Raw genomic sequence first — 15,649 nt, forward strand, 5'->3', positions numbered from 1 at the left:
CCACGTGACCAATCGTGCCGACGTTGACGTGCGGCTTGCTACGCTCGAATTTTGATTTGGACACGGCGACTTCCTCTTATGCCTTTTCCGGTTGATTGCGAGTCAGCGCCTCAACGATGTTCCGCGGCGCTTCTGCATAATTGTCGAATTGCATGGTGTAAGTAGCGCGACCCTGACTCATCGAGCGCAGATCAGTCGCATAACCGAACATCTCCGACAGCGGGACCGTAGCCGAAAGCTGCTTACCGGTCGGAATATCTTCCATGCCTTTCAGATTGCCACGACGTCGATTGAGATCGCCCATGACGTCGCCCATGTACTCCTCGGGCGTCACCACCTCGACATCCATCATCGGCTCGAGCAGCACGGGCGATGCCTTGCGCGCGCCGTCCTTGAGCGCCATGGAGCCGGCTATTTTAAACGCCGCCTCGTTGGAGTCAACATCGTGGTACGAACCGTCGTACAAGGTGACCTTGACGTCGACCATCGGGTAACCGGCGACCACGCCGTTGGTCATCGCTTCCTGGATACCCTTGTCGACCGCGCCAATGTATTCCTTCGGCACCACACCGCCAACGATCGCGTTGACGAATTCGTAGCCGGCGCCGGCTTCTTCCTGGGGCTCGATGCGCAGGAACACGTGACCGTACTGACCACGGCCGCCCGACTGACGAACGAACTTGCCTTCCTGCTCGACCTGCTTGCGAATGGTTTCGCGATAGGCCACCTGCGGCGCGCCGACATTCGCCTCCACACCGAACTCTCGCTTCATGCGGTCGACGATGATTTCGAGATGCAGCTCACCCATGCCGGAAATAATGGTCTGCGCGGTTTCCTCGTCGGTACGCACACGGAAGGACGGATCCTCCTGCGCAAGCTTCGACAGGGCCACACCCATCTTTTCCTGGTCGGACTTCGACTTCGGCTCGACGGCGACCGCGATCACCGGCTCCGGGAACTCCATGCGCTCAAGAATGACCTGGGAGTCCGGGGCACACAGCGTGTAACCCGTGGTTACGTTCTTGAGACCCACGACGGCGGCGATATCGCCAGCGCGCACTTCTTTGATCTCTTCCCGCGTGTTCGAGTGCATCTGCAGGATGCGACCCACGCGCTCTTTCTTGTTCTCGATCGGGTTGTAGACCGAGTCGCCGGAGGAGAGCACGCCCGAGTACACGCGAATGAACGACAGCGAACCGACGAACGGGTCGGTGGCGATCTTGAACACCAGCGCAGCGAAGGGCTCTTCGTCAGAGGCATGACGCTCGATCGTCTTTTCCGGATCGTTGGCGTCCTGACCCTTAATCGGCGGCACTTCCGTCGGCGACGGGAGGTAGTCGATCACGGCGTCCAGCATTGCCTGCACGCCCTTGTTCTTGAAGGCGGTGCCGCACAGGCAGAGCGTGATCTCGTTATTGATGACACGCTTGCGCAGACCGGACTTAATCTGCTCGTCCGTCAGCTCACCGTTCTCGAGATACATTTCCATGATCTCTTCGTCGGCTTCGGCTGCGGCCTCGATCATTTCTTCGCGATACTTCTGGGCGTCGGCCTTGAGATCTTCCGGGATCTCGCGCGCCTCGAAGGTCCGACCAGCGTCTTCCTGATTCCAGTAGATCGCCTGCATGCGAATAAGATCGACGATGCCTTCGAACTCGTCCTCGGCACCGATCGGCAGCTGGATGGTCACCGGATAGGTGGCCAGGCGCTTCTTCATCATGTCGATGCAGCGCCAGTAGTCCGCACCGAGCTTGTCCATCTTGTTGACGAACGTGATGCGCGGCACGTGGTACTTATCGGCCTGACGCCAGACCGTTTCGGTCTGCGGCTCGACACCGGCGTTGGCGTCCAACACACACACCGCGCCGTCGAGCACACGCAGCGAACGCTCGACTTCGATGGTGAAGTCCACGTGGCCCGGGGTATCGATGATGTTGATCCGATACTGCTCGGGGTACTGCTGCTCCATGCCTTGCCAGAAACAGGTGGTGGCCGCCGAGGTGATCGTGATGCCGCGCTCCTGCTCCTGCGACATCCAGTCCATCACGGCCGCGCCGTCATGCACCTCACCCATCTTGTGGGAGATGCCGGTGTAGTACAGAACACGTTCGGTCGTCGTCGTCTTGCCGGCATCGATGTGAGCCATGATGCCGATATTGCGATAACGCTCGAGTGGATGCTTCCGGGCCATGAGGATCTCTTGTAGCTCTTGCGAAATGGTGCGCGCGGAAAATCGCGCGTCTTACCAGCGGAAGTGCGAGAACGCCTTGTTGGCGTCGGCCATGCGATGCGTGTCCTCACGCTTCTTGACCGCGGCGCCACGATGCTCGGAGGCATCAATCAGCTCGCCGGCCAGACGGCGTGCCATGGTGTTTTCGCCACGCTTGCGGGCCGAATCGATGATCCAGCGCATGGCCAGCGTCGTGCGACGAACCGCGCGAACTTCGACCGGCACCTGGTAGGTGGCGCCACCGACACGACGGGACTTGACCTCGACCGCGGGGCGGACGTTGTCGAGCGCTTCTTCAAGCACTTCGATCGGCTCGTCGGTGCCTTTCTTGGTGGAGATCTGGGACAGCGCGCCGTAGACGATCATCTCGGCCTTCGACTTCTTGCCGTCTTCCATGATCATGTTCATGAACTTGGCCAGAAGCTCGCTGTTGTAGCGCGGATCCGGAAGGATTTCACGGCGCGGGGCGGATGCACGACGGGACATAGCTTACGTTACCTGTTCGTTTGAAAGGAGGCGGCCGACTTACGACTTCGGCTTCTTGGCGCCGTACTTCGAACGACCCTGACGACGCGCTTCCACGCCCGAGGCGTCCAACGCACCGCGCACCGTGTGATAGCGCACACCCGGCAAGTCCTTCACACGACCGCCGCGAATCAGCACGACCGAGTGTTCCTGCAGGTTGTGGCCTTCACCACCGATGTAGCTCGCCACCTCGTAGCCGTTGGTCAGGCGCACACGCGCGACCTTACGCAGAGCCGAGTTCGGCTTCTTCGGCGTGGTGGTATAGACGCGGGTGCAGACGCCACGCTTCTGCGGGCAGCCCTGCAACGCCGGCACGTCATTTTTCTGCCGTTTGTCCTTGCGGCCCTTACGGACCAATTGGTTGACCGTAGACACGTCGTCACCCTGATCTTAATCTAAAAATATAAGGCAGCCCGGGGCTCCGGGCTGCCAGAAGAGGACGGCGGATACTAAGGCAGCGACGTGACAATGTCAACCGTCACGCCGCTGCCCCGTAGCGCCATCAGTTCTGCTCGTCGCCAGCCGGGTCCGCGTTATGCGAACCGGCATCCGCGCGATCGAGCGCATCCTCGGCGTCGGCGCCGACTTCGGCCGTCATCTCGACGGCCTGCTCGGCCGCCTCGCCGCGAGTAGCCGGCAGAGCGCCCTGGAGGTCCAGCGGGCTCATCCGCTCGCGGCGACGCTGCTCGTGGTACGCCAGACCGGTGCCTGCCGGAATCAGACGGCCCACGATGACGTTCTCCTTCAGACCCCGCAGATCGTCCCGGGCACCGCGCACGGCGGCTTCCGTGAGCACGCGCGTGGTTTCCTGGAACGAGGCCGCCGAAATGAAGGATTCGGTCGACAGGCTCGCCTTGGTGATACCCAACAGCAGACGCTCGAAGGTCGCGGGCTGCTCGCCCTTGGCCTCGACCCGCCGGTTCTCGTCGAGAACCGCCTGGTACTCGGTCTGCTCGCCTTGCAGGAACTTGGTATCGCCCGCGTCGACAATCTCGACCCGGCGCAGCATCTGGCGAATGATCACCTCGATGTGCTTGTCGTTGATACGCACGCCCTGCAGCCGGTAGACGTCCTGAATCTCCTTGACCAGGTAGTCCGCGAGTTTCGGAATACCCTGGAGACGCAGGATGTCGTGCGGCATGGGCTCGCCGTCGGAGACGATTTCGCCCTTCTCGACGTACTCGCCCTCGAACACGTTGATCTGACGCCACTTGGGTACCAGCAGCTCGGTCTCGTAGCCGTCGCCGTCAACGATCTTGAGGCGCTGTTTGCCCTTGGTCGCCTCGCCGAAGCGCACCGTACCCGCGGCTTCGGCCAGGATGGCCGGCACCTTGGGCTTGCGCGCTTCGAACAGATCGGCAACACGCGGCAGACCACCGGTGATGTCGCGGGTCTTGGACGACTCCTGCGGAATGCGGGCGGTGACGTCACCGACCACCACTTCCTCGCCGTCCTCGACCACCACGATGGCCTTGGGCGGCAGGCTGTACGCCGCGGGGATCTCGGTGCCCGGGAAGTTCAGCTCGTTGCCGTCGGCATCCAGCAGCTTGATGACCGGACGCAGGTCCTTGTTGCCTTGGCCACGCGATTTCGGCTCAGTCACCACCAGCGTGGACACGCCGGTGATCTCGTCGATCTCACGCTGGACGGTCACACCCTCGATGAACTCCTCGAACTTCACCTTACCGGCGACTTCCGAGATGATCGGATGGGTATGCGGATCCCAGTCGGCCAAACGCTTGCCGGCTTCGACCGCGTCACCCTCGCCGACGTGCAGACGCGCGCCGTAGGGGATCTTGTAGCGTTCCTTCTCGCGGTAGTTCTCGTCCATGACGCCGATTTCGCCCGAACGCGAGACCGCCACCAGATGGCCGTCCTCGGCGTGCTCCACGGTCTTGATGTTGTGGAGCTTAACCGTGCCATCGCTCTTCGTCTCGACGCCGTCGGCCGACACCGCTCGCGAGGCAGCACCGCCCACGTGGAACGTACGCATCGTCAGCTGCGTGCCCGGCTCGCCGATCGACTGCGCGGCGATAACGCCAACCGATTCGCCGATCGAGACACGCTCGCCGCGCGCCAGATCACGACCGTAGCACTGGGCGCACACGCCGAACGATGCCTCGCAGGTGATCGGGCTGCGCACGTGCACCATATCGATGGAGTTAACCTCCAGCTTGTCGACCTCGCGCTCCGTGAGCAGCGTGCCGGCATCGATCAGGGTCGTGTTGTCGGCCGGGTCGACCACGTCGCGGGCCAGAACACGGCCCAGCACCCGCTCGCGCAGCGGCTCGACCACGTCGCCGCCTTCGACGATCGGATACATCGGAATGCCGACCTCGGTGCCGCAATCGACGTCGGTGATGACCACGTCCTGCGACACATCCACCAGACGACGGGTCAGGTAACCCGAGTTGGCGGTCTTGAGCGCCGTATCGGCCAGGCCCTTACGCGCACCGTGGGTGGAGATGAAGTACTGCAGTACGTTCAGACCTTCACGGAAGTTGGCGGTGATAGGCGTCTCGATGATCGAGCCGTCCGGCTTGGCCATCAGACCACGCATGCCGGCCAGCTGACGAATCTGGGCCGCACTACCACGGGCGCCGGAATCCGCCATCATGAAGATCGAGTTGAACGACGTCTGGTCGACGGGGTTGCCCTCGCCGTCCACGACTTCATCCAGACCGAGCTTGTCCATCATGGCGTTCGCGATCTGCTCGTTCGCACGCGACCAGATGTCGATGACCTTGTTGTAGCGCTCGCCCTGGGTCACGAGACCGGAGGTGTACTGGTCCTCGATCTCCTTGACCTCGTCTTCGGCACGCGCCAGCACGGTCTGCTTCTCTTCCGGGATCACCATATCGCCGACGGCGATGGAGATACCGGCCTTGGTCGACATGCGGAAGCCGGTGTACATCAGCTGGTCGGCGAACACCACGGTCTCCTTGAGACCGACGTTGCGATACGCCTGGTTGATGACCTCGCTGACCGTCTTCTTGCCCAGCTCCTGGTTGATCATCGCGAACGGCAGGCCCGGCGGCAGGATGTCGTAGAGCATCGCGCGGCCGACGGTGGTTTCCACCACCCGCGTGATCGGCGTGGTATTGCCGTCCTCGTCCATGTCGACATCGTCGAGACGAACCTTGATCAGCGCCTGCAGGTGAACCTGGCCGGCGTCATAGGCGCGATGCACCTCGGCCGGGTCAGAAAACGTCATGCCCTCGCCCTTCTGGTTCACACGCGAGCGCGTCATCCAGTACAGGCCGAGCACGACGTCCTGCGTCGGCACGATGATCGGCGCGCCGGAGGCCGGCGACAGCACGTTGTTGGTCGACATCATCAGCACGCGCGCTTCCAGCTGTGCCTCGATGGACAGCGGAACGTGCACGGCCATCTGGTCGCCGTCGAAGTCGGCGTTGAAGGCGGTGCAGACCAGCGGGTGCAGCTGGATCGCCTTGCCTTCGATCAGCACCGGCTCGAACGCCTGGATACCCAGACGATGCAGGGTCGGGGCACGGTTCAACAGCACCGGATGCTCGCGGATCACGTTTTCCAACATGTCCCAGACTTCCGGCTCTTCGCGCTCGACCATCTTCTTGGCCGCCTTGATCGTGGAGGCATACTCCAGACGCTGCAGGCGGGAATAGATGAACGGCTTGAACAGCTCGAGCGCCATCTTCTTGGGCAGACCGCACTGATGCAGCTTCAGCGTCGGACCGACCACGATGACCGAACGGCCCGAGTAGTCGACGCGCTTGCCGAGCAGGTTCTGACGGAACCGGCCCTGCTTGCCCTTGATCATGTCGGCCAGCGACTTCAGCGGGCGACGGTTGGAACCGGTGATCGCCCGACCGCGACGGCCGTTGTCGATCAGCGCATCCACCGACTCCTGCAGCATGCGCTTTTCGTTGCGCACGATGATGTCCGGCGCGTTGAGATCCAGCAGGCGCGAGAGACGGTTGTTGCGGTTGATCACACGACGATACAGATCGTTGAGATCCGACGTCGCGAAACGACCGCCGTCCAGCGGCACCAGCGGACGCAGGTCCGGCGGCAGCACCGGCAGCGCGCGCAGGATCATCCACTCGGCCTTGTTACCCGACTGCTGGAAATACTCCAGCAGCTTGAGGCGCTTGCCGAGGCGCTTGATCTTGGTGGCCGAACCGGTCGCGCCCAACTCCTCGCGCATGCGCTGGGCTTCGGCGCCCATGTCCATGTTCTTGAGGATGTCGAGCACGGCTTCCGCGCCCATCTTGGCCGTGAACTCGTCGCCGTACTGCTCGACCGTATCCAGATACTCTTCTTCCGAGAGCAGCTGATAGGGCTCGAGCGGCGTCATGCCCGGATCGGTCACGACATAGGCTTCGAAATACAGCACGCGTTCGATCGCGCGCAGCGGCATGTCGAGCAGCAGACCGATACGGGACGGCAGGCTCTTCAGGAACCAGATATGGGCAACCGGCGCCGCCAGGTCGATATGACCCATGCGCTCGCGACGCACCTTGGTCTGGGTGACCTCGACGCCGCACTTCTCGCAGATGACGCCACGATGCTTCATCCGCTTGTACTTGCCGCACAGGCACTCGTAATCCTTCACGGGGCCGAAGATACGCGCACAGAACAGGCCGTCGCGCTCCGGCTTGAAGGTCCGGTAGTTGATGGTTTCGGGCTTCTTGACCTCGCCGTACGACCAGGAACGGATGGTCTCGGGCGAAGCCAGGCTGATTCGAATAGCGTCGAACTCTTCGACGTCATCCTGGCTCTTGAACAGATTCAGCAGATCTTTCATGTCCTACTCCGGATCGTGAGATGTCGCTTGCAACGCACGCGGCGGGTTGGGCCGCGCGAACGGCCGGTGCCGGGCACCGACCGTTTCAACGCATCTCACTAATCGTCTTCCTCGAGTTCGATGTTCAGACCCAGGGAACGGATTTCCTTGGTCAGAACGTTGAAGGACTCCGGCATGCCGGCGTGCATCTTGTGATCGCCATCGACGATGCTCTTGTACATCCGCGTACGGCCGGCGACATCGTCCGACTTGACGGTGAGCATTTCCTGCAGGGTGTAGGCCGCACCGTACGCCTGCAGAGCCCAGACCTCCATCTCGCCGAAGCGCTGGCCGCCGAACTGAGCCTTGCCGCCCAGCGGCTGCTGGGTCACGAGGCTGTACGGCCCGGTCGAACGCGCGTGCATCTTGTCGTCGACCAGATGGTTGAGCTTGAGCATGTACATATAGCCCACGGTCACCGGACGGTCGAAGGTCTCGCCGGTACGGCCGTCGATCAGGTTCGCCTGACCCGACTCGGGCAGACCCGCCAACTTCAGCAGTTCGCGAATCTCGTCCTCGTTGGCACCGTCGAACACCGGCGTGGCCGTCGGCATGCCGCCGACCAGATTCTGGGCCATCGTCAGCATTTCCTCGTCGGTGAGCTGATCGACATCTTCCTGAGTACCGCCTTCCACATGGTAGGCCTTCTTCAGGAATTCCCGAATCTCACCGATCGCTTTCTGCTGCTCGAGCATCTCGCCGACCCGCAGACCGATGCCGCGCGCGGCCCAGCCTAGATGGGTCTCGAGCACCTGCCCGATGTTCATGCGCGACGGCACGCCCAGCGGGTTGAGCACGATGTCGGCCGGGGTGCCGTCTTCGAGATACGGCATGTCCTCGACCGGCACGATCTGCGAGATCACGCCCTTGTTGCCGTGCCGACCGGCCATCTTGTCGCCCGGCTGCACGCGACGCTTCACCGCCAGATAGACCTTGACCATCTTGAGCACGCCCGGCGCGAGTTCGTCGCCCTGCGTGATCTTTTCCTTCTTCGAGGCCAGCTGACGCTCGAAATCGGCCTTCTGGTCCTTGAGCCGCTGCGCGACGGATTCGAGCTGCGCCTGCGCTTCTTCGTCGTGCAGACGGATATCGAACCACTTCCCACGATCCAGGTCGTCGAGATACGACGCCGTGATCTTGGTATCGGCCTTCAGCTTGTTCGGACCACCGTCGGCGATCTTGCCCAGCAGCATGCTGCGCAGGCGATCGAACAGATCGTCCTCGAAGATACGCTGCTGGTCGGCCAGATCACGACGCACCTCGTCCATCTCGTCTTCTTCGATGGACAGGGCGCGGGCATCCTTCTCGACACCGTCACGCGTGAACACGCGGACGTCGATCACGGTGCCGTCCATGCCCGGCGGAACACGCTGGGACGAATCCTTCACGTCCGACGCCTTCTCGCCGAAGATGGCCCGCAGGAGCTTTTCCTCCGGCGTGAGCTGGGTTTCGCCCTTCGGCGTCACCTTGCCAACGAGGATATCGCCGGATTTCACCTCGGCACCGATGTAGGCAATGCCCGACGCGTCCAACTTGGACAGCGCGGCCTCGTTCACATTCGGAATGTCCGAGGTGATCTCTTCCGGCCCGAGCTTCGTCTCGCGGGCCACGCAGGTCAGCTCCTCGATATGCACCGAGGTGAAGCGATCTTCCTCGACCACCCGCTCCGAGATCAGGATCGAGTCCTCGAAGTTGTAGCCGTGCCAGGGCATGAAGGCCACCAGCAGGTTCTGACCCAGGGCCAACTCGCCCATGTCGGTGGACGGCCCATCCGCCAGCACGTCGCCGCGCTCGATGACGTCGCCCGGGGAGACCAGCGGTTTCTGGTTCAGACACGTGTTCTGGTTCGAACGCGTGTACTTGACCATGTTGTAGATATCGACACCCGACTCGTCGGCCGAGGTTTCCGAGTCATGCACCCGAACCACCACGCGCGAGGCGTCGACCTTGTCGACCACACCACCACGGCGGGCCGTCACGGCGTTACCGGAGTCGATCGCGACCTTGCGCTCGATACCGGTGCCGACCAGCGGCTTGTCCGCCCGCAGACACGGCACGGCCTGACGCTGCATGTTCGAGCCCATCAACGCGCGGTTGGCGTCGTCGTGCTCGAGGAACGGCACCAGCGAGGCCGCCACCGACATGATCTGCTTCGGCGAGACGTCCATGTACTGGACCTTGTCCGGCGCCGACATCGTGAACTCGCCCTGGAAACGGCAAGACACAAGCTCGTCGGTGAACTGGCCGCTCTCGTCGACCTTGGCGTTGGCTTGGGCAATGACGTAGCGACCTTCCTCGATGGCCGAGAGATACTCGATCTCTTCCGTGGCCACGCCGTTCTCGACGCGGCGATACGGCGTTTCGAGGAAGCCGTACTTATTGGTCCGCGAATAAACCGACAGTGAGTTGATCAGACCGATGTTCGGGCCTTCCGGCGTCTCGATCGGGCAGATACGGCCGTAGTGGGTCGGATGCACGTCACGCACTTCGAAGCCGGCACGCTCACGGGTCAGACCGCCCGGGCCGAGCGCGGACACGCGACGCTTGTGCGTGACCTCGGACAGCGGGTTGTTCTGGTCCATGAACTGCGACAACTGCGAGGAGCCAAAGAACTCCTTGATCGCTGCCGCTACCGGCTTGGCGTTGATCAGGTCCTGCGGCATTAGGCCTTCGGATTCGGCCACCGACAGACGCTCGCGCACGGCACGCTCGACGCGCACCAGGCCGGTACGGAAGGCGTTTTCCGCCATCTCGCCGACCGAGCGCACGCGACGGTTACCGAGATGATCGATGTCGTCGGTCTGGCCGACGCCGTTGCGGATCGAGACCAGTTCCTTGAGCACGTCGATGATGTCTTCATTCGACAGCACCGACTCGCCCTCGGCCGACTCCCGGCCCAGACGACGATTGAACTTCATGCGGCCGACCGCCGACAGATCGTAGCGTTCTTCGTTGAAGAACAGATTGTCGAACAGGTTCTCGGCGGCATCCTTGGTGGGCGGCTCGCCCGGCCGCATCATGCGATAGATCTCGACCATGGCCTCGAGCTGCGAGGTGGACGGATCCTGCATCAGCGTGCTGGAGATGTACGGGCCATGATCCAGGTCGTTGATGTACAACGTCGGCACATCGACGATACCGGCCATGCGGAACGCCTCGACCAGCTCCTCGGTGATCTCGGTGTTCGCCGCGGCCAGCTCTTCACCGGTATCGGTGTCGATGATGGCGCGCGACAGAATCTTGCCGATCAGATAATCCGACGGCACTTCCAGCTTGGAGACACCGGCGTCTTCGAGCTTCTTGATGTGGCGGACGGTGATGCGGCGACCTTCTTCGACCACGACGTCGTCGCCGGCCTTGATATCGAAGGTTGCGGTTTCGCCGCGCAGACGCTCGGGCACCAGTTCCATTTCCACACCCTTGTCGGTGAGATGGAACATGTTGGTTTCGTGGAACATCTCGAGCATCTGCTCGGTGTCATAACCCAGCGCGCGCAGCAGGATCGTCGCCGGCAGCTTGCGGCGACGGTCGATACGGACGTAGACGTTATCCTTCGGATCGAATTCGAAGTCCAGCCAGGAGCCGCGATACGGAATCACGCGGGCCGAATACAGATACTTGCCCGAGCTGTGCGTCTTGCCGCGGTCGTGATCGAAGAACACGCCGGGCGACCGATGCAGCTGGTTGACGATGACCCGCTCGGTGCCGTTAATGATGAAGGTGCCGGTGTCGGTCATGAGCGGCATTTCGCCCATGTAGACTTCCTGCTCCTTGATGTCCTTGACCGGCTTCGGGTTGGCCTTGCTGTCCTTGTCGTAGATGATCAGACGCACGGTCACGCGCAGCGGCGCGGAGTAGATCATGCCGCGGACACGGCATTCCTTTTCGTCGAACACCGGCTGACCGAGCCGGTAGCCGACGTATTCCAGCGCGGCACTACCCGAATGGCTCGCCATCGGGAATACCGAATTGAAGGCGGCATGCAGCCCGGCATCGGCCCGCTTGTCCGCATCGAGACCTTGTTGGAGGAACTGGCGATAGGAATCGATCTGCGTGGCGAGGAGAAACGGCATCTCCAACACCGACGGCTGTTTCGCGAAATCCTTGCGGATTCGTTTTTTCTCGGTAAACGAGTAGGCCATGTCACTCAACCCTCTTGGTTGGACGGACCGCGAGTGGGGCACTCTCGCGGCGGGTAGCGCGAACTTGTCAAAAGCTCCAGTCTGAGCCGGCCATCGAGGACACCGGATCACACTGCAGGTTTCGAATGCAGCGGCAACGGGAAAAGGCCGGCAGCGTCATGCGCTACCAGCCATTTTCCCAAACGCGTCAAGTTATCGTATTGATCAACTCGTTGTGCGTTTTCCCAGCCGTAAAAGACCGGATTACTTGAGTTCCACCGTGGCGCCGGCTTCCTCAAGGTCCTTCTTCATCTGCTCGGCTTCGGCCTTCTCCACGCCTTCCTTCAGCGTAGCCGGCACGCCTTCGACCATTTCCTTGGCTTCCTTCAGGCCCAGGCCAGTGATCTGGCGGACGGCCTTAATGGCGCCAACCTTGTTGTCGCCGAAGCTGGTCATCACGACGTCAAACTCGGTCTGCTCTTCGGCAGCAGCGGCTTCACCGCCAGCAGCCGGGCCAGCCGCCATCGCGACCGGAGCCGCGGCCGACACGCCGAACTTCTCTTCCATCATCTCGACGAGCTCCACCACGTCCATCACGGACATTTCGGAGATCGCTTCGAGTACTTCTTCCTTCGTAGCAGCCATTGTATAGCTCCTGTTCAATAGATTGGGATCAATCGATCCAATTCAACAACTCGGGTAATCAAGCAGCCTGCTTTTGATCGCGGACCGCAGCCATGGCACGGGCAGTCTGGGCGACCGGCTCGCGCGTCGTGCGGGCCAGCTTGTCGATGGGCGCCTTCATGACGCGCATCAGCTGGGCCAGCGCTTCGTCGCGGGTCGGCAGCTTCGCCAGACGGTCCAGCTGATCGCCGGGCAGCAACTGCCCATTGAACGAGACCGCCGTGACTTTAAGGGCTTCATGGGACTTGGCGAACTCACTGATAACGCGTGCCGCCGCACCCGGATCCTCCAGCGAAAAGCCGAGAATCACCGGGCCCGCGAACGCATCACTCATGCATTCGTAGTCCGTACCCTTGACCGCCAGCTTGGCCAGATTGTTCTTGACCACCTTCAGATAGGCGCCGCCGTGGCGAGCGCTGATGCGAAGCTGATCCATCTGACCTGCGGTGAGACCGCGATATTCCGCCAGAACGGCGGAATGCGCGCGGGTCGCCACATCGCTGACTTCTGCCACCATGGCCTGTTTGGCTTGAAAACTCATGGCCATAGTCATCACTCCTTACACATGCCGACGGCCCTCCGCCGGCGGTGACTGAATCCGCCTTGCGACGGACCCATTCGACGACTGCGATATACGTCTCGCGACGTTATCGCACACGTCATCTGCGCAGGCTGATCTTCCGATCTTTAAGAACCGGACGGCCCGGTTCGCCTGGCGGTCTTTGACGACGCAGCCATCGCGGAGCGGGCTGCGCTACAAAGAACTTGCGATGCCCGGAGCGAACCCCGGGCATTTCGATTCGCTACGCTGCGACTCCCGAATGGTCCACGGTCAAACCGGGGCCCATCGTCGTCGACAGCGAAACCTTCTTGAAGTAAACACCCTTGGCGTTGGCCGGCTTGGCTTTTTTCAAGTCCTGAATCAGGGCGGCCAGATTTTCGAGCAGCGCCTGATTGTCGAAATCGATCTTACCGATCGGGGCATGAATAATGCCCGCCTTGTCGGTGCGATACTGCACCTGGCCGGCCTTGGCATTCTTGACCGCCGTTTCCACATCGGCGGTGACCGTCCCCGTCTTCGGGTTCGGCATCAGACCCTTCGGACCCAGAATCTGACCGAGACGACCGACCACCGGCATGGCATCGGGCGTCGCCACGACCATGTCGAAATCGATCTCGCCGGCCTGAACCTGCTCGGCCAGATCGTTCAATCCGACGATGTCGGCACCAGCCGCCTTGGCCTTCTCGACGTTATCACCCTGGGTGAACACCGCAACGCGAACGCTCTTTCCGGTGCCATTGGGCATCACGGTCGAGCCACGCACGTTCTGATCCGACTTGCGAGCGTTGACCCCGAGATTCACGGCGACTTCCACGGTCTCGCTGAACTTGGCACTGGCCAGCTTCTTCAGCAGGTCCAGGGCCTCATCCACCGGATAAACCTTGACCGGGTCGATCTGATCGCGGATGGCCGCCTTGCGCTTGGATACTTTCGCCATGGCTTAGCCCTCCACCTTGATGCCCATCGAGCGGGCGCTACCGGCAATGATACGAACCGCCGCTTCCATATCGGCCGCGTTCAGGTCCGGCCACTTGGTTTCAGCGATCTGCTCGACCTGGGCACGGGTCACCGTACCCACCTTATCGCGCAACGGATCCGCCGCACCCGACGAAATGTTCGCGGCCTTCTTCAGCAGGATCGACGCAGGCGGCGTCTTCTTGATGAACGAGAAACTGCGGTCGGAGAACACTGTGATCACGACCGGAATCGGCAGACCCGGCTCGATGTCCTGCGTCTCGGCGTTGAACGCCTTGCAGAATTCCATGATGTTCACGCCGTGCTGACCCAGCGCCGGCCCCACGGGCGGGCTCGGATTCGCCTTGCCGGCCGGAATCTGCAGCTTGATATATCCGGTGACTTTCTTAGCCATTACCTACTCCTTTTCAGGTACTCGCGCCACGGGACCGGCCCGGGCTCCCTGTCTTTACGCTATGCGGCAGCGCGACCGGATCAGGTCTTCTCGACCTGATCGAATTCCAGATCCACCGGCGTCGAGCGACCGAAGATGGTGACCGCGACGCGCAGGCGGTTCTTTTCGTAATTGACTTCCTCGACCACGCCGTTGAAGTCCGCGAACGGACCGTCGATGACCCGCACTTCCTGACCCGGCTCGAACACCGTCTTTGGCCGCGGCTTGTCGACCGACTCTTCAACCCGGTTGAGAATCTGATCCGCCTCGGCATCGGAAATCGGCGCCGGCCGATCGGCGGTGCCACCAATGAACCCCAACACCCGCGGCACGCTCTTCACGAGATGCCAGGTATCGTCGTTCATTTCCATGTGCACCAGCACATAGCCCGGGAAGAACTTGCGCTCGGTGGTCCGACGCTGGCCGTCGCGCACTTCCACGACTTCCTCGGTCGGCACGAGAACCTCGCCGAAGTAATCCTCCATGCCGTTGCGTGCGATGTAGTCCTTGAGGGAATCGCGCACTTTCTTTTCGTATTGCGAAAAGGCTTGTACGACGTACCAGTGCTTGGCCATAAGAACAGCTCCGCGCTCAGGCGCGACCGGTCAGCAACGTGACGGCGTAACCGAGGACGATATCCAGCGCCCAAATGAACGCCGCAAGGATCAGGACAAAAACCACGACGAGCAGCGTGGTCTGCATGGTTTCCCGTCGCGTCGGCCATACCATGCGACGCAACTCGGTTCGCGAACCCTGCACATAGGACCAAGCGGTCTTGCCGAGCGCGGACTGAAAGGCGATCAGCGCCGCCACCACGACACCGGCCAGCATGCCGAGCACGCGAATGACGTCGGTGTATGCAGTGAAATAGTAGTAGCCCGCGATGCTGACGATCAGCACCACTATGGCCAGCCATAGCAGCGCCGTATCTAGGGCGCTGGCCGTACGTTGTTCTTGAGCTGCCATCGACTACTCGACCGAAAACGAAAAACCACGCGTCTAAAAGTGGCAGGCCAGGAGGGACTCGAACCCCCAACCTGCGGTTTTGGAGACCGCTGCTCTGCCAATTGAGCTACTGACCTAGACGCAAACTTTTTCTTTTCCGCGAAAAAGATCGCGGATGGTACCACAGATCGCGGGCTTGGCAACTCGCGTATCTATCATACCAGACCTTGAAGCCCAATCGGCCCGCGACGCATCACGCCGCGGGCCGATGGGCTACAGCCTAGAGCAAATGCCTCAGGCCGTAATCTTGGTCACGACGCCCGCACCCACCGTGCGGCCGCCTTCACGA

General features: G+C 61.8%; 11 protein-coding genes, 1 tRNA gene and 1 pseudogene. All 13 read right to left on the bottom strand.

All coding sequences use genetic code 11. The annotated features are described in order from the left end of the window. A pseudogene (locus tag C41B8_RS21220) lies at positions 1-64 on the bottom strand (GTP-binding protein); the annotation flags it as partial. A 12-nt stretch (positions 65-76) separates the two neighbouring features. Next, complete coding sequence (fusA, locus tag C41B8_RS18140; protein WP_037341479.1) at positions 77-2,191, bottom strand: elongation factor G; 2,115 nt, start codon at positions 2,189-2,191, stop codon at positions 77-79. A 51-nt stretch (positions 2,192-2,242) separates the two neighbouring features. Continuing rightward, a complete protein-coding gene (rpsG, locus tag C41B8_RS18145) occupies positions 2,243-2,716 on the bottom strand; it encodes a 30S ribosomal protein S7 (RefSeq protein ID WP_037341481.1) in 474 nt (157 codons plus the stop codon). Positions 2,717-2,755: 39 nt separating this feature from the next. After that, a complete protein-coding gene (rpsL, locus tag C41B8_RS18150; protein WP_037341482.1) occupies positions 2,756-3,130 on the bottom strand; it encodes a 30S ribosomal protein S12 in 375 nt (124 codons plus the stop codon). Between the two features lie 127 nt (positions 3,131-3,257). Next, positions 3,258-7,541 carry a DNA-directed RNA polymerase subunit beta' gene (gene rpoC, locus C41B8_RS18155; protein ID WP_051883760.1) on the bottom strand — a complete coding sequence of 1,428 codons (4,284 nt, stop codon included), beginning with the start codon at positions 7,539-7,541 and terminating at the stop codon, positions 3,258-3,260. 98 nt (positions 7,542-7,639) lie between these two features. Then, positions 7,640-11,722: a DNA-directed RNA polymerase subunit beta gene (gene rpoB, locus C41B8_RS18160; RefSeq protein WP_037341483.1), complete on the bottom strand. Its 4,083-nt coding sequence runs from the start codon at positions 11,720-11,722 to the stop codon at positions 7,640-7,642. 243 nt (positions 11,723-11,965) lie between these two features. Then, the gene (gene rplL, locus C41B8_RS18165; RefSeq protein ID WP_037341484.1) at positions 11,966-12,346 is read right to left on the bottom strand and encodes a 50S ribosomal protein L7/L12; all 381 of its coding nucleotides are present in this window, start codon (positions 12,344-12,346) and stop codon (positions 11,966-11,968) included. A 58-nt stretch (positions 12,347-12,404) separates the two neighbouring features. Next, positions 12,405-12,926, bottom strand: a complete 522-nt coding sequence (rplJ, locus tag C41B8_RS18170; RefSeq protein ID WP_037341495.1) for a 50S ribosomal protein L10 — start codon at positions 12,924-12,926, stop codon at positions 12,405-12,407. A gap of 262 nt (positions 12,927-13,188) precedes the next feature. Then, the gene (gene rplA / locus C41B8_RS18175) at positions 13,189-13,884 is read right to left on the bottom strand and encodes a 50S ribosomal protein L1 (protein ID WP_037341485.1); all 696 of its coding nucleotides are present in this window, start codon (positions 13,882-13,884) and stop codon (positions 13,189-13,191) included. A gap of 3 nt (positions 13,885-13,887) precedes the next feature. Next, entirely contained in the window at positions 13,888-14,316 is a 429-nt protein-coding gene (gene rplK / locus C41B8_RS18180; protein WP_037341486.1) for a 50S ribosomal protein L11, read from the bottom strand. An 80-nt stretch (positions 14,317-14,396) separates the two neighbouring features. Next, complete coding sequence (gene nusG, locus C41B8_RS18185; RefSeq protein WP_037341488.1) at positions 14,397-14,930, bottom strand: transcription termination/antitermination protein NusG; 534 nt, start codon at positions 14,928-14,930, stop codon at positions 14,397-14,399. A gap of 16 nt (positions 14,931-14,946) precedes the next feature. Further along, positions 14,947-15,321, bottom strand: coding sequence for a preprotein translocase subunit SecE (gene secE, locus C41B8_RS18190; RefSeq protein ID WP_037341490.1), 375 nt, complete (start codon positions 15,319-15,321; stop codon positions 14,947-14,949). 40 nt (positions 15,322-15,361) lie between these two features. Further along, positions 15,362-15,437, bottom strand: a tRNA-Trp gene (locus C41B8_RS18195). Between the last annotated feature and the right edge of the window lie 212 nt (positions 15,438-15,649).

The sequence above is a fragment of the Salinisphaera hydrothermalis C41B8 genome, assembly GCF_000732535.1.
Taxonomy (GTDB): Bacteria; Pseudomonadota; Gammaproteobacteria; order Nevskiales; family Salinisphaeraceae; genus Salinisphaera; species Salinisphaera hydrothermalis.

Bases quoted from the DNA above. Each gene is read 5' to 3' on its own strand.
- fusA (WP_037341479.1), bottom strand. From the start codon at position 2,191: ATGGCCCGGAAGCATCCACTCGAGCGTTATCGCAATATCGGCATCATG.
- rpsG (WP_037341481.1), bottom strand. From the start codon at position 2,716: ATGTCCCGTCGTGCATCCGCCCCGCGCCGTGAAATCCTTCCGGATCCG.
- rpoC (WP_051883760.1), bottom strand. From the start codon at position 7,541: ATGAAAGATCTGCTGAATCTGTTCAAGAGCCAGGATGACGTCGAAGAG.
- rpoB (WP_037341483.1), bottom strand. From the start codon at position 11,722: ATGGCCTACTCGTTTACCGAGAAAAAACGAATCCGCAAGGATTTCGCG.
- rplL (WP_037341484.1), bottom strand. From the start codon at position 12,346: ATGGCTGCTACGAAGGAAGAAGTACTCGAAGCGATCTCCGAAATGTCC.
- rplJ (WP_037341495.1), bottom strand. From the start codon at position 12,926: ATGAGTTTTCAAGCCAAACAGGCCATGGTGGCAGAAGTCAGCGATGTG.
- rplA (WP_037341485.1), bottom strand. From the start codon at position 13,884: ATGGCGAAAGTATCCAAGCGCAAGGCGGCCATCCGCGATCAGATCGAC.
- rplK (WP_037341486.1), bottom strand. From the start codon at position 14,316: ATGGCTAAGAAAGTCACCGGATATATCAAGCTGCAGATTCCGGCCGGC.
- nusG (WP_037341488.1), bottom strand. From the start codon at position 14,930: ATGGCCAAGCACTGGTACGTCGTACAAGCCTTTTCGCAATACGAAAAG.
- secE (WP_037341490.1), bottom strand. From the start codon at position 15,321: ATGGCAGCTCAAGAACAACGTACGGCCAGCGCCCTAGATACGGCGCTG.